The organism is Chryseobacterium culicis (assembly GCF_002979755.1).
GTDB lineage: Bacteria > Bacteroidota > Bacteroidia > Flavobacteriales > Weeksellaceae > Chryseobacterium > Chryseobacterium culicis_A.
The window spans coordinates 156,665-182,619 of the sequence record NZ_PCPP01000001.1 but is presented as its reverse complement, the minus strand read 5'-3'; the positions used below and the strand labels follow the sequence as shown (position 1 = coordinate 182,619).

Sequence of the window (25,955 nt, the reverse complement as noted above, 5' to 3'; positions counted from 1 at the left end):
TCTGCACCTCTAGCATACTTTTTGAAAAACAAAGTTCATGGACAGAAAAAGCTTCATTAAGACCAGTGCTTTGGCGATATCAGGATTTTATTTTCTTCAATCCGAATTACTTCACGCTCAAGCAAGAACAAACAATGAGATAAAGGAATATAATGATGTTCCGATTATCATTATTGGCAGTGGATACGGAGGTGCTGTATCTGCCCTGCGTCTTTGTGAAGCCGGAAAAAAAGTAATCATTCTTGAAATGGGTCTTAACTGGGAAAAAGCAGGAATTCCCTTTTCCAATCTGCTGAAACCAGGGAAAAGTTCTGCATGGCTGAAAAAGAAAAGCATTGCTCCTTTTATGAATATTTTCTCTCTGACTCCTTTTACGGGAATACTGGACCGTCTGGATTTTGATCATATTAATATCTGGGTAGGAAGAGGTGTTGGCGGAGGTTCTCTGGTGAATGGTGGAATGGCTGTCACTCCCAAAGAAAGCTATTTCAAAGAAGTTTTCCCTGATCTTGATGCTGAAAAGTTTTATAATCATTATTTTCCTCTGGTACGGGAAGAACTTAAAGTAAATGTTATTGATGAACAGTTTCTGGAAGAATGTCCTTATTACAAGTTCACGCGGGTAGGTGAAGAAGAGGCTCACAAGGCTGGTTTCAAGACGATGAGAGTTCCCAATGTCTATGATTTTAAGTATATGGAAAAAGAATTCAGGAATGAAGTTCCGCGTTCTGCCCTTAATACTGAAGTGATCTACGGAAACAACTATGGGAAAAACAGTTTAGATAAAACCTATCTCAGAAAAGCTCTTGAGACCGGAAATCTGGAGATTCTTGATCTTCACCGTGTTCAGACTATTCAAATGAATGATGATAAAAGCTATACATTACATGTGCAGCAGATTGATACCTCCGGAGCTCTGGTTGCTCAGAAGGTTTTCAACTGTAAAAAACTGATTCTTTCCGCAGGAACCATGGGAACATTACAGCTTCTGTTGCAATCCCATGCAGAAAACGGATTTCCTGTCCATGAAAAGATTGGTAAAAACTGGGGAAATAACGGGAACTTTATGACGGGACGAAACTGGGTAAAACCTTTATCAGGAGGCACGGGAGCTAAGCAATCCACAATTCCTGTGGGAGGAATTGATAACTGGGATGATCCTGAGCATCCGTTTTTCACGGAAATTGCTCCTTTACCTATGGGAATGGATGTCGCTACAGCTTTGTATCTGCTGATCAACAGGGTTGATAAAAAGGGAGAAGTTGCTTACAATACAACCAACAAATCCCTTACCTTGAACTGGAATGAAAGCAATACTTCTAAAATGAAAGAAAATGCTCAATACTTTATCAGAAAAATGAATAAAGCTAATGGGGGAACCAGAAGTCATTTACTTTTCAATAACGGCTTTGGTGCAGATATTTGTTATCATCCGCTTGGCGGGTGCGTTTTAGGTGAAGCTACCAACGAATATGGAAAACTAAAAGATCATGAAAATCTGTATGTTCTGGATGGTTCTTTAATTCCGGGAACCATTGGTGTTAACCCATTTGTTACCATTACGGCTATTGCAGAATACTGTATTGAAAATCTTATCGTACAGAATGAATTTGCCTGAAATTAAGGCTTTGTCTGTACTTCCTTAAGATAATTTCTGATCTCATCTTCCAGCTTTTCCGGATAGATAAAATAAAGTTTTCCAGCCAGTGAAGTTCCCAGCTCATGTACCAGATCTGCATATGCAGACAAGGCCTGCCAGTTTTTTTCAATATTGCTATCAGAGAAAGTAGCTTCTATTGTACTCCATAGTTCCTGAGATAAGTATTTTTTGAAAAGTCTTCCGTGTTTATTGGTTGTGATAGTATTCCAGTCATGATTTCCTGCAATATACCATTCAATCAAAGGGACAAGATAATCTGTCCGAAGAATATTTTCAGACATAAATTTAGCATAGAAAATATCTCCGCGTTTCAAACACTTTGCAACGTAGGTTGTATCCCACCAGAAGTCATTGATCAGCTGCCGGAACTGTTTTTCCGTTGGCTTCTGAATCATGATTGACTGATATGTCGGGGACTTCAGGTTTTTAGTCAGGTTATCTTTATCCAGTAAAACTTTATACCCTACATCCCAATCTTCGGGAAGAGTTTCTTGATTGATTTCTTCTATAAATTCTGCTACCTGATACAGCTTAAAGTCAACTTTCACATGATCTTTATACAAAACCATTTTCATCGCATGCTTTCCTTCAAAAACACGATCATCTTCTTCAATCATGGAAATTGGATCACCAAAAAGTTTTATCCATTCATTTCCGGATTCATAGGTTGTTCTGTTTTCAAAAACAAGTTCGATATCAAGATCACTAAAATCATCTACAGGAGCGTAAGGGTTTACCAATGAACTGGTCAGGAGAACAGCACGGATATCCGGATTGTTTTCAGCCCAGTGAATAATCTGTTCTAATTTTTCTTCCCTTACTTTCATATTAATAGGATTCTGATATTTTTACCCGATACACATCAGAAGAATTTCTCTTGATTGATTCTACAAAAAAGCCTCCTTCCTCATGAATAACTTCTTTCAGATCAAAACTTTTACAGTCTTTAGGAAGTCCGGAAAATATGAGGGTAAACCAAAAGTCTTTCATAAAAGGAACCGGTGTCCAGTAGGGAGAAATTGAAATATTTTCCGCATGAATCAGCTTGCTTCTATGCTCAGACTGGTTATCAAAAAGATAGGTTGAATGCCAGATCCTGATCAGGTTTCCTAAAAATGGTGATGCGGGAAAACAACAGTGTACAATAACCTGCTTCTCCTCTTCTGTTTTCGCCTGAAGAGATTCCAGGATTTCCTTTGCAATAACTGGTTTTACAATTATTTCTTCCACCTTTTAATAAGTAATAAATAATGAGCAATGAGTAATAGCCTTTATTCCTCATTGCTCATTAGGGATGTTAATATTCTAATTCTAGTTTTTCTTTTGTATAATGCCTTACTTCATGAGTCAGTTCCGGGTTTGCGGCCAGTTTTTGTCCGTAAGAAGGAATCATTTCAAGCAATTTTTCTTTCCATTCTCCATTCAGTTTTTCCGGGAAACATTTTTCCAGCACATTCAACATGGCATATACTGCTGTAGATGCTCCCGGTGAAGCGCCTAATAAAGAAGCAATTGTTCCGCTCTTATTCACCACTACTTCAGTTCCGAATTCCAGTTTACCACCATCTTTTTCATCTTTTTTGATGATCTGAACTCTTTGTCCTGCTACTTTCAATTCCCAGTCCTCTTCCTTAGCATCTTTGATAAATTCTCTTAAATGCTGCATTCTCTGAGATTTCGTCATCGCAACCTGCTGGATAAGATATTTCGTCAGAGGAATATTATGCCACCATGCTCCGAAAAGTGATTTTAAATTTTTGGTGTTCACACTTTCGGGAAGATCGAGATAGCTTCCTTCTCTTAAAAATTTGGTTGAGAACCCTGCAAAAGGTCCGAAAAGAAGGGCTTTCTTACCATCAATGATTCTAAGATCAAGGTGTGGAACTGACATTGGCGGAGCATCCACCGTAGCCTGTGTATATACTTTAGCATGGTGTTTTTCTACCAGCTCCTGATTATGACTTACCAGCCATTGCCCTGAAACCGGGAAACCTCCATATCCTTCACTTTCTTTAATATCTGAACTGTCCAGTAACGGAAGAGCATATCCTCCTGCCCCGATAAATACAAAATCAGCAACGACTTCCTGTTTATGGCTATGAATTCTGTCTTTCACTTTCATTTCCCATTTACCGCTTTCTCTGGGACTGATGTCTTTTACTTCATGGTATAAGAAAACCTCTACGTTAGAATCTTCCAGAAGGTGTCTTCCCATTTTTCTTGTCAAAGTTCCGAAGTTAACATCCGTTCCCATATCCATCTTCGTTGCTGCCATTACTTCAGACTGATTTCTTTTACTCATCACCAAAGGAATCCATTCCCTCAGTTTATCATGATCTGTAGAAAATTCCATTCCTGAGAAGAGTACAGATTCTGCCATTTTATCATGACGTTTTCTAAGATATTCAGCATCTTTTTCTCCGAATACCAGGCTCATATGGGCACATGAATTGATAAACTCTTTCGGCTCATGAATATACCCTTTGGTAATCAGATAAGCCCAGAATTGTTTTGAAATTTCAAACTGTTCTGCAATGCTTTCTGCCTTGGTGATATCAATAGACCCATCTGGTTTTTCCGGAGTATAATTTAGCTCACAAAATGCGGAGTGCCCTGTTCCGGCGTTGTTCCATGCTGCAGTACTTTCTTTGGCAAACCTTCCTAGTCTTTCAAAGATTGCAATTTCCAGATTTGGATCAAATTCATGAAGCAGCGTTGCTAAAGTGGCGCTCATGATTCCTCCGCCTATCAGTACAACGTCGTATTTAGGTTTCGGTGTTCTGCTTGTAAGCGATTGTGACATAATTTTAAAATTTTACTTCAAATTTCGGGAAAAGTTTTAAAAACCAGAACGCGTTTAACGATTTTAACATGTTATTTTTTCACTCAAAAATACTTCTTTAACACACAACAAAAAACAATGGAAAATTTCAATAAACTATTATTGAAATGATTGATAATGTAAAACATTTGTTTATAAAAATGTTAAATTTTTATTTTTTTTAATTCACTGAACGGTAACTAATTGATTGTTTTTTCAAGGATGAAATTTTATAAAAATTTAAGTTTATTTAAGTTCAACATATTAAATACAGTAACCATAACCATTTACGCTATCATACTTTATCAACAATAAGTGATAAATCATTGTGCTAAATTTAAAAAATATCACTTTTAATTGATAAATACATAATATTATAGATACAATTCTACACATAACATATTGGATAACTGCTTTTTTTACGTACCTTTCAATTGGTTTAATACATATTCCAATAAGTATTTAATTAAAATTATTTCGTAAACATACTAAGATGAAAATCATTAACTTCGTGAGTACACTATTCGCGACAGTGGCTTTTGCCCAAAGCGGAAGTGTAGGAATTAACACGCCCACACCAGACCCCAGTGCTATTCTGCACATTGAGAACTTCAGTGGAACCCCGGCCACAGCTACAGCCACCATTTCAGGAGGAGCAGTTACCGGGATTACCATCAGCAACGGAGGCAGTGGCTATACTGCTGTACCAACAATCAATTTCTTTGGAGGAGGATCTATTGTCAACGGAGGATCAAAAGCCCGTGCTACAGCGACTATTTCCAATGGTCAGCTTACAGGTATCACCATTAACAACGGAGGCAGTGGCTATACTACAGCTCCTACAGTAACCGTTTCAGGAGGCAATAAAGGATTATTATTCCCCAACCTGAATATTGCTAACCTAAGCAGCACAACGAGCCCTGTTGCCTCTCCTGCCAATGGACTCATAGGATTTAATGGAGGAACCAACAGCAACAACAAGGCTCTTCATTTTTTTAACGGGACAACCAATACATGGCAAAGTACCATTGATGCTCAAAATACGCCAAAGGTTGCCTATCTTGATTTTACCGGATCTTTATCAGCTCTCGACAATGCTATAGCCGGAGCCAGCACTCAGCTCATGGTTAATAATCCAGCCGTTTCCGGAGTATCAAACATTAGTGGATTCAAAGTTCTTCCAAACACTGCCGGAGGATATTCCCTGATTCTTCCACAAGGAAATTATCTGGTAGAGGTTAACCTGAATTTAAACTCACCTCAGGAAAATCCATCGGGACAGGGAGGGACAGCTCCACTTTCAGGAAGCTCTTATTACCTGATGGGATATTTTATAGATTTTATCAACGATACCTATAATAATACAACGAATACCTTTACAGGAGGAGGTGCTACAAGAAAAGAAGTTCCTATTGTTTCTAAGATTAATACCAATCATCTTGCCACATGGTCTTATTATTATACGGTTCCTGCTAATGCCAATGCCAATATTATAGGAGGGCTCAGATTAAACCTTGGAAGAATGCAGAACAGTACATTCTACGATCTTGTGAATGTAATCCCAACCGGTTCTTATATTAAAATATCTCAGCTTTAAAAGAATGAATATGAAAAAATATTACATCCTGCTATTATTGATTATAGCTCAGACCATATATGCACAGGTTGCTATTGGGAAATCTTCAGTGAACAGCTCTGCGGTTCTTGAAGTTTCACAATCTACCAACAAGGGAGTACTTCTTCCAAGAGTGGATATTGTAGACATATTGAGTAATACTTCACCGGTAAATAATCCGGTACAAGGACTGGTTGTGTACAATAAAGGAAATTCTATCAGTCCAGGTCTTTATATCTGGAAAAATAATATGTGGACCCAACTTTCCGATACTTATAACCTGGTAAGTTATATGATGCTTCAGCGTGCTACTGATTATGCTGTATTAGGAGGTCTTTCCAATGGTACATATAAAAATTTCAATGATGCTGCTTTTACTGTAGTTTCCAATGATATTGGAGCTTTATACAATACCTCTACAGGAGTCATCACACTTCCCGGAAACAGTGGTTATTTGGTCAATGTATGCTTGAACATCAGAACAGCTCTTGAGAGCAGTACTGCCGGAATCGGGGGAACACCTGTTCATCTGCATCAGTATCTTGTAAAACTTATTGATCCGTCCAACGGAAATCAGTATGGGAAAACAATTAGCATCAATGCACAATCGATTGCCAGTAATAAGACTCATACTCTGAATATGAGCTTCTCCTTTGTAACAACTTCAACCGCTCCAATTCTTTTAGTTCCTGCCATTGCTCATGATGCAGGAGGAACTTATCAGAACGGATCAGGAGGAACAGCTCCTAATAACGGAGAAATAATCATTACGAATGCTAAAGTTGACATTCAAAGATCAGCACTTAATCAATAATCTATTGCACAATGAAAACATCTATTTACATAGCCTGTATGATACTGTTGAGTATTTTCTCGAATGCACAAGTTGGTATCAATACAAATACACCCAATGCCAGCAGTGTTCTGGACATTAATTCTTCCAATAAAGGGGTTCTTTTTCCGCAATATGACCTGCTTGTTTTGAACAGCACTTCAACTCCTATCGCCAATCCGGCAGATGGACTTATCATCTACAATAGCGGAGGAGCCTCTACTTTTCCTAAAGGATATTATGTTTGGGTAAGAAATCAATGGCAGCGTATTATCGTTTCAGGTTCTGAACCTCAGATCATGTCTCTGCTTATCAGTTCGGGAGTACTTATCCCTACCGGAAGCACAAATAATACATTAGGGAACTTTGCGGTTACTTCAAATAAAATTACAGGAGCTTCACTAGGTGCGGATAATTCCACGATTACCCTGCCTGCCGGAACTTATATTGTACGGTATTCTGTGGATTCCAGCAACGCGAATAATAACAATGGAACAGCTAATACCCAATATCTTGGCCAGAATTTCACCTGTACAAGATCTTACCTGATTAATTCTGCCACCAGTGCAACCATCACGGAAACCAACAGAATGTGTCAGCTATCCAGTTCTTTTACATTTTATCAGGGAAGTTATTTTTTAACATTAGCTTCTCCAACCACTATCCGTCAGAAATTTGAATTTGATTCAGGAAACGGCTTTACAGCCAGCAATCTGAATGTGAGATCATCATTAGCACTTGTCATTACTAAGATGAGTCTATAAAAAAAACTTAAGCACAGAAAATGCTTAAGTTTAATTATTTATGTTTAACAGGACCTTAATTCTAAGGTCCTGTTTTTTAATTCAATTTTGCAGTCAGCTTTTTAAACTGCTTTTCAGCATTTTTACCTTCATACAGAATAGCATAGACTGTATCGATAATCGGGAGTTTAAGATTTTTTTGTTTCGCTGTTTGATAAATGGAATCAGCAGCGTAATATCCTTCTGCTACCATGTTCATAGACTGAATAGCAGATTTTACCGTATATCCTTTTCCAATCAGGTTTCCAAGGTTTCTGTTTCTTGAGAAAAGTGAATAGGCTGTTACCAAAAGGTCACCCAAATAAGCGCTTTCATTCACATCTCTAGGTGCTTCGTAGATCGCTTCAAGGAAAGTTTCCATTTCACGGATGGCATTGGAAACAAATACTGCTGTAAAGTTGTCCCCATACCCTAATCCACTTGCTATTCCCGCTCCGATGGCAAAAATATTCTTAAGGATTGCACTGTACTCATTTCCTAAAATATCTTTACTTGTATGTACCTTGATAAAGTCTGAACTGAAAATTCCTTCAAGCTTTTCAGCTGTTGCATCTTCTACTGCGGCAATGGTAAGGTAAGAAAGTCTTTCCATAGCCACCTCTTCAGCATGACAAGGGCCTGCAATAACGGCCTGATTTCTAAAACCAATTTTAAATTCATCACGCAGATAATGCGCTACCACATCATTTACTTTAGGAATAATCCCTTTGATCGCTGAAATAAAGATTTTATCTGAATAATCACATGTCATTTTATCCAACGTATCAGACAAATAAATAGACGGAGTTGCCAAAACAATAACGTCACAGGCAGAAACCAGTTCATTAATATCTGTTGTCAGTTTTAAACTTTTAAGATTAAAATGTGCTGCTGTAAGATAAGTTGGGTTATGTCCACGAAGCTCAATGGCTCCTTTTACAAATTCACTTCTTACACACCAGTGTACTACTTTGCAGTTTTCAACAAGCATTTTTACGATAGCGGTTGCAAAACTTCCGCTCCCTACAACTCCTACAGAAATATCCTTTTTATTCTTTTTTGGATTCGAAGATTCTGAAATAATTTTCTTTTTAGCCATAATTGGAATGTGAACTGCAAAGATATTAAAACAAAGACGTAACGCGGGCTTTGAAACTATGATAAAAGCCATTTTCTGAAAAAATTAACACTTCAACACAATTAAATAGCTAATTAGCCGTTAAATACAGAAAAAACTGAATTTTAATTAAAAATAACTCACAAAGGTTATTTTTAATTAAATTTGCAGCTTCAAAACCGTTTTAACTTACTAAGAGAAGAAATATGAAAAAATTTCTAAACAGCAAGAAGAACGTAAACATTCTCCTGGGAGGACTTTTACTAGTAGTTTTTGCACAAGGTGTATTCATTGCAAAGCTCTTTTCCGAAAGAGATGACAAAACCTACGAAGTGAACCTTGTAAAAATAAACACTGAAAAAGACAGTATAGATTATTTAAAAATGAAAACTGATCTTACTCTCGTAGATCAGACTGTTGCTCAACTCAACTCTTTTCTGAAGTCCAAAGACATTACCAACGAAAAACTGATGATGCTCAACCAGGACAGTATTTCAAATTCTATTTATCTTTCCAAACAAGCAAACCGATACAGCCAGTATCTGATGGATCTTCAGAAAAAACTGATGCAGGTTCCATTAGGGATGCCTACTGACGGATATATTTCTTCCAATTTCGGAGTGAGAAAAAATCCTATTCCATTCAAAACTGTTTTTGCTTCTGTAAAAACAAGTATTGCAACGGAAGCTAAACCGGCAGTTGCTTCCGCTCCAAAACCTGAAGTAAAAGCTGAACCTGTAGAGAAAATTATCGAGCTTACCGACAGCTATGGAAACAAAAGAGAAGTAAAAGTGATGGTTACTCCAAAAGCGGCTCCAGTGGCTGCTTCTCCAGCTTCTACAACAAAAGCGGTTACCGGAAACACAACAACCAAAACAGTGGTTGCTGAAAAGAACAACGCTCCTGCTGAAGCTGATCAGATGCAGTTCCACAAAGGATTGGACATTGCGGTTGCTTATGGCTCTGATGTAAGAGCTGCCGCCGCCGGAACAATTATCTTTTCCGGACAGAAAGGAGGTTATGGAAACTGCGTGATTGTTTCTCACGGAAACGGATTGGCTACGCTATACGGACATTTATCACAACTTGTTTCTAAGGTAAATGATAAAGTAAAAGTAGGCCAGGTAATAGCCAAATCCGGAAATTCAGGACGATCTACAGGACCACATCTGCATTATGAAGTACACAAAAACAATACTCCGATTAACCCGAAATTGTTTATGAATTTATAATAAAAAGGCTGTCTATCTTGACAGCCTTTTTTGTTGATAATGAAATTTTTAAACCATTAAGACTCTATTAAGGTTCTAAGAATATTAAGATGAGCTTCGCTTTAAGCAGAGTCTTTCTTTTATTTTCCTTAAATCAGCTTCAATCCTTCAAAAAATCTTAATGGTTCAAAATCTTAAGAGTTCCTCTTGGATGGGTAAAAGTACCATCAGGACCTGCAATATTTGAATAGATAATATTTTTATTATAATCCTGAATATGGGTTACATTAAAACCTAGGTGTGGCTCATGCCAATAGACCATAAAAACATTTTTTGCTACTTCCACTGCGGTATATTCTACAGTATCGGTACTGTTTTTTGAACTTCCGGCTGTTCCTGTAAACGTCATTGTTTTGTTATCTTTAAAATCAAGAAGGAATTTTACGGCTCCAAAATCCACTTCCACTTGATGTCCGATTGCCGGATATGGAGATTTCAGATCCCAATCCATTTCTTTTAGGAAAACTTTCACTCCCATTTCAAGCTCTTCTTTTCCTTGTAGACTAGGATATTTTTTAACCATAAAATCTACGATAGCAGGTGAGATTTTATTTTCAGTGACTGCCTGTTTATAGTTTTCCAGATAGTTTTTCACAAAATCAAGAGATTGTGGAGATGTAGATAACTCTGCAAAATGGGAAGGAATAACCTGTTCCGGCTTCAATGCTTTCATAGCATCAATCTGCCCGATCCATTGATCAATTGCTTTTACATTTTGTGTATCTGCCATCCAAAGGTGTGAACCTACAGAAACTGAAATTCCACCTGCAATAGTTTTAATGGAAGGAATCCAAAGAAAACTGTGTGCCGGATCTTCCGGATTTTGTCTGATTTCAATTGTATGACCTTCAAGATCAGGAATTGCAACAGCTGCTTCAGGAACAATAATTTCTGATGGGGCATCTGCTTTCAACTGTGGTTTCCACACGCTCATTTTATCATCTTTTGAAGCTGAGATCAAATAGGCTGTCTGAGCTGTTGAGATAATCTTTGCGTTAGGAAAGGCTTTTTTGATAACATCCAGTCCAAAATAAAAATCAGGGTCACTGTGAGAAATAAAAATGGTTTTCAGATTTTTCCCTGTTGCCTTTATTTCTTTCACGAGCTGCTCTGCATACTGCTTCTGAAACTGAGCATCTACAAGTATGGCATCTTTATCTCCATAAATAATGGTAGAAGTAATAGGAAAAATAGCTTTGGTTCCCGGATTATATACTTTCACTTTAAGATTCCCTGCGAAAATGCTGATAAATCCTAACAAGGCCAATAACGACCATAATTTTTTTTGTATCATTTCTGTATTTTTATGTTAGTAAGCTGCTGTAAAACGTTCACGGATGTGATTGTTCTGCTCTAATTCATCTACCAGAACTACAGCTACATCTTCTACAGACAGACGGCTTCTTCCGTTTTCATCAAATACCGGAGTTTCCAGTGAAGTTCTGTATTTTCCAGTTCTTTCCCCTACGTTCGCCTGATTCATTTCTACAGCCGGGCTGAAGAAGGTCCAGTCCAACGTATTATTTTCTTTGATTTTGTTTAAATAATCTCTTGCTGCTGTTGCACCAGGTTTGTAAGCTTCAGGGAAATCAGGTGTATCTACAATTTGTACATGATCCGGCGTGTAAAGGCTTCCTGCTCCTCCTACTACGATCAGTCTTTTTACTCCTGATTGTTCTACTGCTTTTTGAATATTCTCAGAACCATTTAAGAAATCGTTGTAAAGATTAGGATTCGTCCATCCTGCATTGAATGTACTGATTACCGCATCGCTTCCTTTCAATGCTTCAGCCAATTCATCTACGTTATTGACATCAATGCTTTTTGCGGTTACATTTTCCTGTGTTTTAACTTTGGATGCATCTCTTACCAATGCCTCTACAGCATATCCTCTGTCTGCTAATTCTGATACCACGTGTGCTCCTACAAATCCTGTTGCACCGATTACTGCTACTTTTTTCATAATGTTTTATTTTTTTAAATTAAATTGTAATAAATTTTGTTACATTTAAGATGAAATTTTTTTTATTCGAACTGGTCAGTGAATTCTTGTAATGACTTGTCTCCTAAAAAGTTTACCACCAAACGATCTGTTTCTTCAAATAAAGTATTTAAATGATTGTTAATCTCCTTTCCAACACTGCATGCCGGATTGGGATTCTGATTTTTCTTCCCTAATACTTCCGTATTTTTTACGGCTTTATAGATCTCGGAAATTGTAATCACATCTGCATTTTTTGCAAGCTGGCTACCACCCTCTTTTCCCTGTCTGCTGATAATCAGACCTGCTTCCCTCAATACACTGATCTCTTTTCGGACGATCACAGGATTCACATTGATACTGCCCGCCATCCAATCAGAAGTAAGCCACTCCTGAGGACTTTTTGCCAATAAGGTCATAATATGTACTGCCGTAGCAAATCTTGTATTGTTCATTGTAATTACATTGCAAAGGTAAACATTTTTTCAAATGTAACAAATTTTATTACAGTTAATTTTTTCTTAAAGGATTAATTTATCCAGATCAAGCAATAAATAATTGATGTTTTGATTGATGGTACGTGTTGCAGACTGCATCTGATTAAGCATGGCCGCACGGTTATGAAGATCATCTGCCCTGTAAAATCCACCATCACTGAAAATAACAGATTGATCTGCCGTTTCTTTATTGTCATCAAACTGATAGTGAAGCCATCTCATTTTCATATTCCCGATAATGGAATGTTCTTCTCTGTTCGAAAATTTTTTCTCTGTGTACATATACCAGATGAAAGGAGGAAAATTGGGAGATTCTAACTTTTCTCTCCAGATATCTCTCAAAAGATTTCTCTGATGGATAAACTCCACTTTTTTCCCTTTGGGATTAAGGGTTGCCAGACCAAAACCTGCTCCGAGAACCCCTCCACCGATATCAATAGCATTGCTCCAGCCCTCATCATGTACAATTCCTCCCGCTATGGAAGCTGCTGCTCCGGCAATAATAGAATAAAGGATCAGTTTATTATTTCTTGACGAATTTAGGTTATCCACATAATTTCCGATCTGTGCTACTCTTTCTCCTTCACAGTCAAATTCTGCGGCCACAGCATCCAATTCCGTAAGAGCAATCGTTATTTTACTGTTTATTTTTGTCTTTAGCTGTAAAACTTTAATCTGGGAAGCAAGGGACGAGTCTTTTTTAAGATCAATAATTTCATGAACCTCATCAAGGTTATCCAGTGCATTTAATATCAGGATACTCTGATCGGAAAAAATCTCTTTTAATTCTTTATTGGCCGCTAAAATGGAATCAGAATTGTGGGAGGGAACTTTATTGCTGTAGTTATATTTGAACGGAGCCTTGCAGTAGCTGTCTTTCAGCGTAAGAATATTCTGCTGAATAGCCTGATTCTTCCTTGAAACGCAGGAAGTAAGAAGCCCGAAAACAATCAAAAGGTAAAAAAGTTTTTTCATTCAGTCATTTTTTTGTGCAGGATTGATATATTGTATTTCCTTCATTTTCCACTTCTTCTTTACAATTATCAATACGAATATAGCACAAATAAAAAAATTTACCTGAAATCAGGTAAATTTTTAATCTATTTTTAAGAAGGATTATTTAATATCCAGCAATTCTACTTCAAAAATAAGAGTACTGTTGGGTCCGATTTCTTTGCTGATTTCCTGATCCCCATAGGCTAAGTGTGGAGGAATAATCAATCTCCACTTGCTTCCGACAGGCATTAGCTGAAGTGCTTCTGTCCAACCTGAAATTACTCTGTTTAAAGGGAAAGATGCAGGTGTACCTCTTTTTACAGAGCTGTCGAATACTTTACCGGAAATGGTAGTTCCGTGATAGTGGCATTTTACAGTAGATTTAGGACCTGGTTTTGCTCCATCTCCTTCTGTAATAATTTCATATTGCAAGCCGCTTGGTAACTGCACAACGCTTTCTCTTTTACCATACTCTTCCATATATTCTTTACCATCTTTCAGGTTCTTTTCTGCCAATTCTTTTTTACGTTTAAATAACATATCTGCTACTCCCATATTATAATTTTTTACAAAGATAAGGCTTTTTTAAGCTTGGAAGATGGAAGCTCAAGGATGGAGGTTCAAAAAATCAAGTCTTTCAACATTCAACAAGATCTTATTAATTCATTCTTATTAAAAACAATTAAATACTACTAATCAATAACTTAAACAAATTATTAGTTGAAATCAGACAATCATATTGACTTATAATTCTTTATTACCAATCTTCTTTTCCACAAAATTCAAATAATTGTAATACTTGCTTAACACAGATTCCGAAACTTGGCGTTATAATTGAATTTTAAAAACTAAATGCCAAATCCATTAAAATATAATAAGAAGTTTGATGAACTGAATGAAGAGGAAAAAAAACTTCTGGAAATCAATAAAAAAACAATTGCGGATTTTGTTGAACAATCCTCTTCCATCAGTGATGTCAATTATGCTACCCGGAATGCTCATGCCAAAACCTATGCAGTAGCAAAGGGTACATTCCATATAGAGCCTGATATCCCCGAATTACTGCAGCCTTTCTTTGACAAGGAAAAATTTGACCTGACCATACGGTTTTCCAATGCTCAGCTGAAAATTCAAAATTCAAAAAAAGATATTCCTGCTTATGGGTTTGCTGTACAGATCAAGGATGAGAACGGTGGATTGCTTGCCAATTATCCATTGGTCAATTTTCCTTTGTTCCCTATTAATTCTGTTTCTACGTTTTTGAAGTTGTTTACAGCAATTAACCAGCTTTATATGAAGCAATGGAGAAAAGTATTCCCTTTGTGTATTCAGATGGTTAAAATGATTCCTTCATTATTCACTGGGGATATGCTCCGCAATATTATAAAACTTATCGGGAAGAGAAATGATTTTATTTTGTCTTTTGATTATTATTCTGTAGGAGCTTACCGTCTGGGCGATCAGGTCATTAAAATAAAACTGTCTCCTCAATCTGTGGATAAAAATTTTGGGAAAAAGCTAAAGATCAAAGATGTTTTAAAAAGTTACCTGCTGACCCACGATTTTGCAGCAGATGTTTTAATACAGGTTTGTTATGACCTGAAAGATCAACCGATTAACAGACTGAATATTGAATGGAAAAACGCTCCTTTTATTAAAATTGGTGAGGTCAGAATCAATAAAGATTCATTACTAGATGTGCGCAATTGTACAAATGAGCTTCTTTCATTCAATCCTTTTGAAAGTAAAATATTCTTCCAGCCTGTAGGAAAAATACAAAAGCTCCGCGATGAAGCGTATAAAGTTTCCGTGCAGACGAGGAGGAAGATTAATAAGCTGCTGCATGGGAAAAACAGTTAAAATAATGATGAATTATAAATGATGAGTGATGAATTTACATGCAGATGTAAAGGTTTTGTTCTCAAATAAAAGAGGTTGTCTCAAAAGTCAAATAATTTGGTCTATGTCATTGACTACGTCGAATCTTTGATTTCTGACGAAGGAAGAATGACACTTTTAAGACAGCCTGCTCTATTTTATCTAAACTTTCGGTCTTTTTCTTGAATAGCAAGGTCATTGATACTGGCATATCTTTTGGCCATCAGACCGTTTTCATCAAATTCCCAGTTTTCATTTCCGTAAGCCCTGAACCAGTTTCCATCTTTGGTTTGGTATTCATACTCAAAACGAACAGCAATACGATTTTCTGTATGAGCCCAATATTCTTTCTTAAGCTTATAATTAAACTCTCTTTCCCATTTTTTCTGGAGAAATGCTACAATATCTTCTCTTCCATTCACGAAGGTATCTCTGTTCCTCCATTCACTATTGATGGTATAGGCTTTGGAAACCTTTTCAGGATCCTGACTGTTCCAGGCATCTTCTGCCAATTGAATTTTTTCCATTGCCGTTTCAAGGGTGAAAGGCGGAAGCGGATGTTTCTGTTCCATGATTTATTGTATTAAATTGGTGACTATTTTTTTTGATTTTACAATTAATTCATTTGATTTAAAAAGCTGACTTTCTATAATACTGCTCTCAAAAAGCATATAAATATGATCTGAAAGGTCATCATCATTCAATAATTCTAAAAAGAAATTTCTCAGGTCTGCTTTATGGGATTGAATAACACTTAGGATTTTACTATTATCCATTGGGATTTCAGACAGAATATTCAGGAAGCTGCATCCCCGGAAACTTTCCTTTTCATTCATATAAACTAAAAAATCGAAAGCTTTGATGGTTTTAGATTTTGCATCTTTTTCTTTTGCTAAAAAACTATTGAGTTCATTGAACCAATAGTCGTGTCTCACATTCAGAAATTCCACACATAGGTCTTCTTTGGATTTAAAATACTGATAGAAACTTGCCTTGGCAACTTCTGCTTCAGAAATAATCTGATTAATTCCTGTAGAATTATAGCCTTGTCTTGCGAACAATTGAAATGTGGTTTCTATAATTCTTTCTCTTGGAGATTTCATATTGCTTTTCTTTTATGGAACAAATGTAGGAAAAAAAACAATATACAGACCGGTCTGTCTGTTTTTATTTTTAAAATATTTATTTTGTTTCGTTGGAAACGCAAAGGCGCTAAAGTTTTTATAATAATGTATTAAGGCGCAAGGATTTTATCTTCGATAAAATTGAATACCGCTAATAATATGGTTTTGAATAATGTGAATAATTAATATAAATAAGTATCCTTGCTGAAAATCTATGATTTTCTTGCGCCTTAAAACAGTATTTATATAATATATTAATCCTTTGCCTCTTTGCGTTTTCCAACAAAAATCAGCAAACAAAAAAGCCTCTAGAATTAAATTCCAGAGGCTTTTCATATATTTTTAAATATAATTATTTTTCTTCTAATTCTTCTTTCTTCTCTTCTTCTTTTTCAGGGAAGATGACAGACAAGAGAACTGAAATCACCAATACTCCTCCTACAATTCCTAAAGAAACCGGAGACGGAATGTGAATCCATGGTGCAATAAGCATTTTAACTCCAATGAAGGAAAGGATAATAGCCAATCCGTATGGAAGTTTGCTGAACATGTGGATAAAGTTTGCTAACAGGAAGTATAATGATCTTAATCCTAAAATAGCAAAGATATTTGATGTATAAAGGATGAATGGATCATTTGAAATCGCAAAAATAGCCGGAATAGAGTCTACTGCGAAAAGAACGTCAGTAAATTCGATAACCCCTACCACTACTAAAAGAGGAGTTGCCATTTTGATTCCGTTCTGAATGGTGAAGAATTTATCACCATCATAGTTATCGGAAACTTTCCAGAAACTTTTGATCAGCCTTGCTCCTGCAGTATTGCTGTAATCCTCATCATCGTCATCATCACCATCACCCCAGGATTTAATCCCTGCATAAACCAGGAACAACCCGAATAATGTCATGACAACGTTGATTTTTACGGCTTCTCCGAAAATGTTCATCTCAGGAAGATAAGTCAGATTAATCAATCCTACTCCAGCAAAGATGAATATAGCCCTGAAGATCAATGCTCCAATGATTCCCCAGAAAAGAACCTTGTGATGAAGATATTTCGGAACTTTAAAGAACCCGAAAACAAGGATAAATACAAATAAATTATCCACAGACAAGGCTTTTTCAATCCAATAGGCAGCCTGATACTGTGTAAATTTTTCTATTGCCAAAGCATGGCTTGCCGGACTGCCATCGGTATTGAATACCCAATACACCACTCCTGAAAAGACCATTGAAAGCGAGATCCATACGATAGACCATATGGTAGCTTCTTTGGAAGATACTTCGTGACTTTTTTTATTAAATACTCCTAAGTCCAGGAGCAGCATGATAACGACTGTTACTGCAAATCCCCACACCAGACCTGGGTGCAGTTCTAAAATACTTTGATGTTCCACGTGAGTTATGTTATTATATGATAAAAGCAATAGATGTACAGAGTACAAATATTGCTATTTTATTTATCTTTTGATTTACAATTGATTATAGATAATTCATCTGCACTGTTTGGATCGTCTGCTCCAGTTTTTTATCTGCTGTAGGATCTCCGATAGCGTTGAATTTCCATTCTCCGTTTCTCTTATAGAAAACCCCCATTACCATGGCAACATGTCCGTTGAAAGAAGCATCATTGGCAATATCATATTTTGCAAACACTTCTCTCACATTGGTAGGCGTTCCTTCATAGATACGGATAGAAGCAAAAGGAATAGTTCCGAAATCCTGACCTCTGTAGCTGTTCAAAACCATTGCCACGTGCTCTACATTGGGCTCCAGCTGGCTGAAATCTACTGTGATTACTTCGTTATCCAATCCATCATCTCCATCCACGTCACCTGTAAGGTCATCTCCACTGTGTCTTACAGATCCGTTTCTGGATTTAAGATTTCCAAAATAAATTACTTCAGTCACATTTTTATTTGAATCATATAAAATACAGCTTCCGTCTAAGTCTACTGCTTCTTTTTTAGTTCCAAAAAATCCTTTCTTTTCAATTGCTCCCCAGTTGATTCCTACACAAGCCTGGGAAAGTTCAGCACCATTTTCTTTTTTAAGGTTAATTCTCTGACCTTTTTGTAAGTTGATAGCCATCTTTTTATGTTTAGTTATTATTTACATTTTGCAAAAAAGTGAATCTTCTTTGCTTTCAAATTTCGTCTTAGTTATTGTTCAAATTCAAATTAAGCATTGCCCGCAGAATATTGGTTTCTTCGTCAAAATCAAATATTTTACTCATAATATCCATATTTTCCAGGTTTTTGATATAGTCTTTCAAAACCCCTTCCACTTCTGCCGGCAACGTACGTTTCCTTTCGTTCATACTGTGTTCCAGCTGTTCATTTTTACTTCTCAGCTGATCAATAATGGTACTCTGATTAGATTGATTTTCAGAAATATCCAGCTTGTCCAGTTCTTTGTCAAAAAGATACAATTTCTTTTCGTCAACACTGAAAATAAAATGATCATCAGACTGAAAGATTTTGAAAAGTTCATAATCATGGGTTCCAATGAGGTAACCACATACAAAACGGACTTTAAACCCTTGTATATTAAGCCTTCCTAACAGTTTTCTTTCAATGGAGTAATCTTTATACTGATATGCGGGAAATGAATCGGATTTCAACAGCGTCTCATCTGCTTCCGCTCTGTAAAATTCCTGAGCATATTTTTTATGAAAGTATAATACATTATCCCAATTGGCTGTAAAACTATCTTCCGTAAGATCTTTATACAACGTTTTCAGATGTTGGGAAAATACACCGCTGTACATTTTCCTATCGGTCTGAAAACTGTCTACCTGTCTTTCTTCAAAACCTGAAATATATTTACTGTTGATGTTAATTTCATTGATGACCGCCAGCATATCATTCTCCTTCTGCTTTTTAATTTTAGTCAGAAGTTCTATGAGGCTGTCCGTATACTGCAGGTGGAAAAGTTCCAGTTTATTGTAATCCAAAGCCGTATTTTCCTGGAACAGATTGTGGATAATATCTGTTTTGATATAAATTGATATGATATCAATATGTTCAAAAAAATTAGCGAGAAGCTTAAGCTTTGTTAATCTTCTTTTGCTTTGCGACAATATGGTTGCTGCATCATCCCCCACCTTAGTACTCTATAAATTAACCTCTGACATTCGCTTTAAGTTCATGCTCCAATGTCTGAAGATCCTGATCCAGTTTTCTTCTGTTATCTGCTCCCTGTTTCTGGATTTGTTTCACTTCATTCAGTGTATTGATAAGCATTGACGTTGTTTCTTTCAATGTTTCTACAGATACAATAGTTTGTTCGTTTGCTCTGGCAACATTTATTGAATTCTGACCAAGACGCTCTGCATTCTTTCTTAAGATTTCTTCTGTAGTAGAAGATACTTTCTGCTGGATCTCAATATTCTGCTGTTGTCTGTACATTGCTACAGCCAGTGAAAGCTGGTTTTTCCAAACAGGAAGTGTAGTGGTAAGAATGGTCTGTGCTTTTTCAGCGATAGAAACGTTGTTATTCTGTACCAGTCTGATCTGTGGAAGCGACTGCATCATAATCACACGCACCACTTTAAGGTCAGCCATTCTTCTGTCTAATCTTGCAATGAAATCTCTCTTATCAGCAATCTGATAATCCTGAAAATTCTGAGGACTCGTTTCCATCTGAGCAAGTTCTACAGCAGCTCTTTCCATTCTTATATTTCCTGCAATTACAAGACCTTCAATCTGCTTGATAGAATTCACATTGCTTTCAAAGATGGTCTGAAGGACAGCATTATCTTTTGTAGAAGTGATGATTCCTGCATTTACTTTATAAGAAATCTGTTCGATATTGTTGATGATCTTATCATACTTTGTAAACAAGTTTTCCACCTGAGTTATTACCTTTTTCATGAAGGGTAATTTGCTCAGGAAACTTTTCACTTTATTTCCGTTAAGCTCTTCTACATCTACATAGTTAAGCTCCACCAAAAGATCATTGATAAGCCCTCCTACTTCTCCTGAGTTGGATCTTCTTACGTTTCCTAAGAAGCTGTCACTCTGGTTGGTTAATGTTTTCTGAAGTTCTGCCCCGAAATTTACGATAGAACCTGGGTTGGCTTCATCAATAGAATTTGCAAGAACTTCATATTTCTCACGTTCTTCCGACTGCAACTGAGTCAGATTTACATTTCCCTCTCTATCCACAAGCACTGCCGGCGCTGCATTTTGAACAGGCTGAGCCGGTGTTGGCGGAACCATTGGAGTAGGTTCAAAGGTTTTAAGAGGTTCTATTGATCCTAGCGGATCTATGGGTTGATTTTCCTGATTGTCCATGATTACTTCTGATAAATTGATACAAACTTCTCAAGGCCGTCTCTCTGTCCTGCACCTACAGCCTCAAATTTCCATTCTCCGTTTCTGTTGTAGATTCTTCCGAATTCTACAGCCGTTTCGATTGAGAAATCTTCGTCTAATTCATATTTTAAGATCTCTTCATTCGTATCTGTATTGAAAATTCTGATGAAAGAATTTCTTACCTGTCCAAAGTTTTGTTTTCTTGCATCTGCTTCGTGGATAGTTACTACTACTGTAATTTCTTTGATGGCATCATCAATTTTTGTAAGGTCAATTTTGATCTGCTCATCGTCACCTGCTCCTTCTCCTGTAAGGTTATCTCCTGTGTGGATTACAGATTTGTCCGGAGACTCAAGGTTGTTATAGAAAATAAAGTGATTATCTGAAACTAATTTCTTGTCGTCCCCAAGCAAAAATAAAGAGGCATCAAGGTCAAACCCTGTTCCTGTAGAAGTATTATTGATATCCCATCCTAAACCTACAGTGAATTTAGGTGCGTTAATATTTTCTCTTTGTCCTTTTTGTAAGTTAATAGCCATAATATAATTCCGTTTGTGTTAAAGTATTGATGTTATTTTCGTATTCTTTTATTAAATGATAATTGTTACTGATAGCCAGCTCCAAAAGCAGGTCCATCTGTTCTCTTTTTACTTTAGACGTAAGATAATCAAAATTACTTGATTCCAGTCCTAAAATATATTTTACAATCCTTGTATTGAACTGAAAACTTTCTTTATTCATCACTTCTGCAACATGTTTTACATTTTTTACTGCATAGTAATTGAAAAAGTTTTCAATTTTAGGGTCAAGGTCAAAATTCATCAGTTCAGCGTAATACATGAACATAAAGTCCGCCTCCACATCATATTCATTCAAAATTCTGTTGACCGTATATTCATGACTTCCAGTGATTTTTATATCGTCTATAAAAATACAAAGTTTTCCTCTCAAAAAATCTTTATCGATATAATAAGTATCATTTGCGATCAGATTTTTACGATCTTCAAAATTAAGATTCCCGTAATCTGTGATATAGGTATGATTACGATTGATCTTAGATAAAATACTTGACTTCTTTCCTTTCTGAAACAGATAAAAATCCAGGTGCTTTTTAAAGTAAAAGCATAAAAAGTTGGATGCCGTAGGAATAGCCATATAGGGGCTTGGCAGCACAACAATCTCTTTATCGGTATTTAAAAGCTCCTCATTTTCAGAAATAAATCCATCAAATAATTCTTTGGCAAATTTTTCAGCATACGACTTATCGCCATATTTGAAATAGCTGTATTCCGCAGGTGAGAAAGTGAACTCATCCGCCGAATGAATGTGGTGTAAGCTGTATCTTTTATTCATGTTTATTTTTAGTATTTAAGTAAATGTGCACTGAAACCGAAGTCTTTTGCTCCCTGATAATCTGCTACCGGATTGTCTCCGATATGCAGGATCTGATGCAGTGGCAAATCCTGATCTTTAACCTTATTCTTCACTTCCTGGAAAATAAGCGGATTCGGTTTGGAACAGTTGATTTCATCAGAATAGATATGAAAATCTATGTACTGATCCAGATTTTCATGGATCAGAAATTTCCTCATGGTTTTTCCTTTGATAAAGCCTGTATTACTCAGAATATTAATTGTCTTTCCTTGATTTTTGATATCCTCAAAAAAACCGTGGATATTTTCAAAAATCACAACGGGCTTATATTCCAGAAACAAATCTTCGCTTTTACTGTAAAACGCATTAAGTTTTTCCTTATTCATTTGTTTAACATCTACATCCAGAGCCCCAAGAATCATCAAATAGATTTCAAAAGTATCTATATTCCCTCCAGTAACTTCATTGATGGTATTACAAAGATCATCATAATATTTTACGGTTTTCGCAACCTCCTCTATCGGTTTTTCTACGTTGAAAAATGAGGAGAACAGCTCAACTCTTTTTGCCTTAAATTCAGGATGAGATTTGATTAAAGTGAGCCACAGGTCAAAAGAAAAATGACAGTGGTTGTGGATGTCGATATCTGTTTTCAATAGGTTTTAAGTTAAAAGTTTTTATTAGCTTCTTGAAAAAGATTTAAAATTTTTTAATCATCAAAAAGTGTTTACAATACTATTCTTCCCAAAGATAAAATTTTTATCATAAAAGCATTACGTTCGTTATCTGTTTTAAGATATTTTTATGAAATCCAATGATTTTGACAGGTTTCCCGAAGATGATTTCCGAACCGTTTACGATCAATATCAAAAAAAATATTTTTAAAAATTCTTTGAAAATCAAAAAAAAATTATAATTTCGCAACCGATTAAAAATCAACAATGTCAACAAAAATGATAAATATTATAACGTTAAGCAATCCTGTCAGAGCTGTGTTCTTTGGCAGCACTGAATATTTATCTGAATAGTTCTATAGATCTTTTATACCCAAAAATATATTGAAGACCTGTCTATTCGGATAGGTCTTTTTTGCTGCCCTATTTTCAGACTTTAACAATTCAAAGAACTTCTGTTGTTTGTTAAGATCTCTGAAAATTTCCCTTTGATACAAAATACAAAAATGTTTTGCCGACTTTATAAGTCCGGAGTGTATTTTGTGCTCATTTTTTTCAGAATCTTTTCTCAACACAGATCTAAAAATCAACAATTTAAATCAAACAAAATGAAATACAACACACGAAATATAGGGATCATAGCACACGTAGATGCAGGAAAAACAACTTTATCGGAACGAATTCTTTATTACACAGGGCTCATTCATAAAATTGGTAATGTAGATGATGGAAATACCACCATGGATAAGGATATTCAGGAAAGAAACAGAGGGATTACGATTTCTTCTGCGGCCATTTCTACTCAATGGAAAAAAGATAATAACGTGTATAATATCAACATTATTGACACTCCTGGGCACATTGATTTTGCCGTGGAAGTGGAACGTTCTCTAAGGGTTCTGGATAGCGTTGTTGCTGTTTTCTGTGCTTCTTCAGGAGTGCAGCCACAGACTGAGAATGTTTGGTTCCAGGCTGAAAAACATGGAACATCCAAAATTTGCTTCATCAATAAAATGGACAGAATTGGAGCCGATTTCTTCGCCGTTCTTCATGAGATAAGAACTAAACTGAATGCCGTTCCTCTTGCTCTTCAGATTCCGATTGGAGCTGAAGTACATTTTGAAGGGGTCATTGATTTGGTCAAAATGAAAGCATTATACTGGACAGATGAAAACGGAGAAACCATGGTAGAAAAAGAAATCCCCGATCATTCTATTGCTGAAGCAAAGGAATACAGAACAATATTACTGGAAACTTTGGCAGAATATGATGAGACTTTCTTTGATATCTTTATGGATGATGAACAAAGTATCACCGTTGAAATGATCTCAGAAGCGATACAAAGAGTCTGCAGATCCGGATCAGCTGTACCTGTTCTCTGTGGTTCTGCCTTTAAAAACAAAGGGATTCAGCCTCTTCTTGATGCTGTCGTAACTTATCTTCCGGCTCCTGATCAGCTTGCTGACCTACAGGGAAGGGATCCTTATACGGAAGAAACGGTAACATTGGAAAGGAATGAAACAGCTTCTTTTTCAGGTCTTGTATTCAAAGTGGTGATTGATAAACATATGGGAAGACTGGCTATGCTTCGTGTATATTCCGGAGCGATACAATCCGGAGATACCCTACTGAATGTAAGAACGGGTGACAGTTTCAGGATTTCCAGAATTTTACAAATGCAGTCCGATAAAACATTATCCATGGAAGAAGCTAAAGCAGGAGATATTGTTGCTCTAACAGGAATAAAGGATGCCAAAACCGGAGATTCTTTATCTTCTTCGGACCAACCGATATTACTGGAAGCGATTACGATTCCAACTCCTGTTATTAGAGTAGCTATTGAACCGAAAACCAATGGTGATGATAAATCTTTCGGTTTGGTGCTGGCGAAAATTCAGGAAGAAGATCCTTCTTTGGTGGTTGAAAGAGACCCGCAGACCGGGGAAACTTTATTAAGTGGACTGGGAGAACTTCATCTTGAGGTTACTTTGGAGAAAATCCGTCTGAACCATGGTATTGAAATTAATCAGGGAAAACCTAAAGTTTCTTACCGTGAAGTCTTAACGGAAACCAGAATTCACAGGGAAAAGCTTTCCAAACAAAACGGAGGAAGCGGCCAGTTTGCTGATATCACTTTTGAAATAGGACCAAGGGATGATCATGAATATGGATTGGAATTCATCAACATGATCAAAGGAGGAGTTATCCCCACTGAATTTATTCCTTCTGTTGAAAAAGGATTCAGAGAAGCCATGGAACACGGGCCCCTGAAGGGATATCCTCTTGAAAACATGAAGATCACTCTTCTGGATGGTTCTTTCCACGCTCAGGATTCTGCAGCTTTTGATTTTGAAATTGCAGCAAGAGAAGGGTTCAAAGCGGCTGCAAAAGGATGCAGTCCTAAATTTTTGGAACCTATCATGCAGGTTGAGATCCAAAGTATTGAGGAATACACAGGCGCTGTCACTGCAGATATCAACAGAAGAAGGGGAATAATTACTTCTATTGATGAAAGATCAGGAAGAAAGATCTTTGCAGCAGAAGTTCCGTTGGCTTCCACTTTCGGATATATTTCTGATCTGAGAACGCTGACAAGCGGAAGAGCTTCCATCAGCATGAAATTGTCGCACTATGCTTTAGTGCCTGATTTCATTGCCAATACTTTAATAACCTAAACAAGCAAGGACTGTAGATTTTTTCTTACAGTCCTTGTCTGGTTATGGATGTTTGGTGAATTGTCAATCGTCAATCCGCTGGCGCTTGTCAATTTTTTCTCTACTGCAAAAATTCACTATTCACTTGCAAAGCAAAATTCACTTATGGGATATGGAGTTTTGAATGGTCAATCGTCAATCCGCTGACGCTTGTCAATTTTTTCTCTACTGCAAAAATTCACTATTCACTTGCAAAGCAAAATTCACTTATTGGATATGGAATTTTGAATGGTCAATCGTCAATCCGCTGACGCTCGTCAATTTTTTCTCTACTGCAAAAATTCACTATTCACTTGCAAAG

The 25,955-nt window shown here is 36.5% G+C and carries 25 protein-coding genes; 7 read left to right on the top strand and 18 right to left on the bottom strand.

Annotated elements, in window-relative coordinates; translation table 11 throughout:
* Window positions 1-37 precede the first annotated feature (37 nt).
* The gene (locus CQ022_RS00940) at window positions 38-1,618 is read left to right on the top strand and encodes a GMC family oxidoreductase N-terminal domain-containing protein (RefSeq protein ID WP_105684258.1); all 1,581 of its coding nucleotides are present in this window, start codon (window positions 38-40) and stop codon (window positions 1,616-1,618) included.
* A gap of 2 nt (window positions 1,619-1,620) precedes the next feature.
* Here the strand turns inward: CQ022_RS00940 and CQ022_RS00935 are convergent, their stop codons facing one another.
* The 3 genes from CQ022_RS00935 to mqo all read right to left on the bottom strand — a co-directional run bounded on the left by CQ022_RS00935 (window position 1,621) and on the right by mqo (window position 4,463).
* Window positions 1,621-2,487, bottom strand: coding sequence for an AadS family aminoglycoside 6-adenylyltransferase (locus CQ022_RS00935; RefSeq protein ID WP_105684259.1), 867 nt, complete (start codon window positions 2,485-2,487; stop codon window positions 1,621-1,623).
* A 1-nt stretch (window position 2,488) separates the two neighbouring features.
* Window positions 2,489-2,890 (bottom strand): hypothetical protein, encoded by a 402-nt coding sequence (locus CQ022_RS00930; protein ID WP_105684260.1) that lies wholly within the window; start codon window positions 2,888-2,890, stop codon window positions 2,489-2,491.
* Between the two features lie 67 nt (window positions 2,891-2,957).
* Complete coding sequence (mqo, locus tag CQ022_RS00925; protein ID WP_105684261.1) at window positions 2,958-4,463, bottom strand: malate dehydrogenase (quinone); 1,506 nt, start codon at window positions 4,461-4,463, stop codon at window positions 2,958-2,960.
* A 511-nt stretch (window positions 4,464-4,974) separates the two neighbouring features.
* Between mqo and CQ022_RS00920 the strand changes: the two genes are divergently transcribed.
* From CQ022_RS00920 to CQ022_RS00910, 3 genes are read left to right on the top strand one after another with little or no spacing between them, the layout of a single operon-like run.
* Window positions 4,975-6,078, top strand: a complete 1,104-nt coding sequence (locus tag CQ022_RS00920) for a hypothetical protein (protein ID WP_105684262.1) — start codon at window positions 4,975-4,977, stop codon at window positions 6,076-6,078.
* Window positions 6,079-6,088: 10 nt separating this feature from the next.
* Window positions 6,089-6,910, top strand: a complete 822-nt coding sequence (locus CQ022_RS00915; protein WP_123864368.1) for a hypothetical protein — start codon at window positions 6,089-6,091, stop codon at window positions 6,908-6,910.
* Window positions 6,911-6,921: 11 nt separating this feature from the next.
* Window positions 6,922-7,692, top strand: coding sequence for a hypothetical protein (locus tag CQ022_RS00910; RefSeq protein WP_123864367.1), 771 nt, complete (start codon window positions 6,922-6,924; stop codon window positions 7,690-7,692).
* A 76-nt stretch (window positions 7,693-7,768) separates the two neighbouring features.
* Here CQ022_RS00910 and CQ022_RS00905 read toward each other — a convergent pair whose 3' ends face one another.
* Entirely contained in the window at window positions 7,769-8,809 is a 1,041-nt protein-coding gene (locus tag CQ022_RS00905) for an NAD(P)H-dependent glycerol-3-phosphate dehydrogenase (protein ID WP_105684265.1), read from the bottom strand.
* A gap of 224 nt (window positions 8,810-9,033) precedes the next feature.
* Between CQ022_RS00905 and CQ022_RS00900 the strand changes: the two genes are divergently transcribed.
* Window positions 9,034-10,059, top strand: coding sequence for a M23 family metallopeptidase (locus tag CQ022_RS00900; protein WP_105684266.1), 1,026 nt, complete (start codon window positions 9,034-9,036; stop codon window positions 10,057-10,059).
* Between the two features lie 157 nt (window positions 10,060-10,216).
* Here CQ022_RS00900 and CQ022_RS00895 read toward each other — a convergent pair whose 3' ends face one another.
* The 5 genes from CQ022_RS00895 to CQ022_RS00875 form a co-directional block, all read right to left on the bottom strand.
* Entirely contained in the window at window positions 10,217-11,392 is a 1,176-nt protein-coding gene (locus CQ022_RS00895; protein WP_105684267.1) for an MBL fold metallo-hydrolase, read from the bottom strand.
* Window positions 11,393-11,407: 15 nt separating this feature from the next.
* The gene (locus CQ022_RS00890) at window positions 11,408-12,061 is read right to left on the bottom strand and encodes an NAD(P)-dependent oxidoreductase (protein ID WP_105684268.1); all 654 of its coding nucleotides are present in this window, start codon (window positions 12,059-12,061) and stop codon (window positions 11,408-11,410) included.
* A 62-nt stretch (window positions 12,062-12,123) separates the two neighbouring features.
* On the bottom strand, window positions 12,124-12,534 hold the full coding sequence (locus tag CQ022_RS00885) for an Rrf2 family transcriptional regulator (RefSeq protein WP_105684269.1): 411 nt from the start codon (window positions 12,532-12,534) through the stop codon (window positions 12,124-12,126).
* A 66-nt stretch (window positions 12,535-12,600) separates the two neighbouring features.
* Window positions 12,601-13,551, bottom strand: a complete 951-nt coding sequence (locus CQ022_RS00880) for a hypothetical protein (RefSeq protein ID WP_105684270.1) — start codon at window positions 13,549-13,551, stop codon at window positions 12,601-12,603.
* A 141-nt stretch (window positions 13,552-13,692) separates the two neighbouring features.
* Window positions 13,693-14,127 carry an FKBP-type peptidyl-prolyl cis-trans isomerase gene (locus tag CQ022_RS00875; protein ID WP_105684271.1) on the bottom strand — a complete coding sequence of 145 codons (435 nt, stop codon included), beginning with the start codon at window positions 14,125-14,127 and terminating at the stop codon, window positions 13,693-13,695.
* Window positions 14,128-14,424: 297 nt separating this feature from the next.
* Here CQ022_RS00875 and CQ022_RS00870 point away from each other — a divergent pair, with 297 nt between their 5' ends.
* Window positions 14,425-15,432, top strand: a complete 1,008-nt coding sequence (locus tag CQ022_RS00870; protein WP_105684272.1) for a catalase — start codon at window positions 14,425-14,427, stop codon at window positions 15,430-15,432.
* Window positions 15,433-15,608: 176 nt separating this feature from the next.
* Here the strand turns inward: CQ022_RS00870 and CQ022_RS00865 are convergent, their stop codons facing one another.
* From CQ022_RS00865 to CQ022_RS00825, 9 genes are all read right to left on the bottom strand, one after another.
* Entirely contained in the window at window positions 15,609-16,022 is a 414-nt protein-coding gene (locus CQ022_RS00865) for a nuclear transport factor 2 family protein (protein ID WP_105684273.1), read from the bottom strand.
* 3 nt (window positions 16,023-16,025) lie between these two features.
* Window positions 16,026-16,553 (bottom strand): TetR/AcrR family transcriptional regulator, encoded by a 528-nt coding sequence (locus CQ022_RS00860; RefSeq protein ID WP_105684274.1) that lies wholly within the window; start codon window positions 16,551-16,553, stop codon window positions 16,026-16,028.
* Window positions 16,554-16,926: 373 nt separating this feature from the next.
* Window positions 16,927-17,970, bottom strand: coding sequence for a TerC/Alx family metal homeostasis membrane protein (locus CQ022_RS00855; RefSeq protein WP_105684275.1), 1,044 nt, complete (start codon window positions 17,968-17,970; stop codon window positions 16,927-16,929).
* A gap of 85 nt (window positions 17,971-18,055) precedes the next feature.
* Complete coding sequence (locus CQ022_RS00850; RefSeq protein ID WP_047382295.1) at window positions 18,056-18,664, bottom strand: TerD family protein; 609 nt, start codon at window positions 18,662-18,664, stop codon at window positions 18,056-18,058.
* A gap of 67 nt (window positions 18,665-18,731) precedes the next feature.
* Window positions 18,732-19,679, bottom strand: coding sequence for a hypothetical protein (locus CQ022_RS00845; RefSeq protein WP_105684276.1), 948 nt, complete (start codon window positions 19,677-19,679; stop codon window positions 18,732-18,734).
* Window positions 19,680-19,695: 16 nt separating this feature from the next.
* A complete protein-coding gene (locus CQ022_RS00840) occupies window positions 19,696-20,871 on the bottom strand; it encodes a toxic anion resistance protein (RefSeq protein WP_185126834.1) in 1,176 nt (391 codons plus the stop codon).
* Window positions 20,872-20,873: 2 nt separating this feature from the next.
* A complete protein-coding gene (locus CQ022_RS00835; protein WP_105684277.1) occupies window positions 20,874-21,431 on the bottom strand; it encodes a TerD family protein in 558 nt (185 codons plus the stop codon).
* Window positions 21,421-22,245 (bottom strand): phosphoribosyltransferase family protein, encoded by an 825-nt coding sequence (locus tag CQ022_RS00830; RefSeq protein ID WP_105684278.1) that lies wholly within the window; start codon window positions 22,243-22,245, stop codon window positions 21,421-21,423. Before CQ022_RS00830 ends, CQ022_RS00835 begins: the two co-directional genes overlap by 11 nt.
* A gap of 8 nt (window positions 22,246-22,253) precedes the next feature.
* On the bottom strand, window positions 22,254-22,922 hold the full coding sequence (locus CQ022_RS00825) for an HAD family hydrolase (RefSeq protein WP_105684279.1): 669 nt from the start codon (window positions 22,920-22,922) through the stop codon (window positions 22,254-22,256).
* Between the two features lie 626 nt (window positions 22,923-23,548).
* Here CQ022_RS00825 and fusA point away from each other — a divergent pair.
* A complete protein-coding gene (gene fusA / locus CQ022_RS00820; protein ID WP_228421831.1) occupies window positions 23,549-25,615 on the top strand; it encodes an elongation factor G in 2,067 nt (688 codons plus the stop codon).
* Window positions 25,616-25,955: the final 340 nt, after the last annotated feature.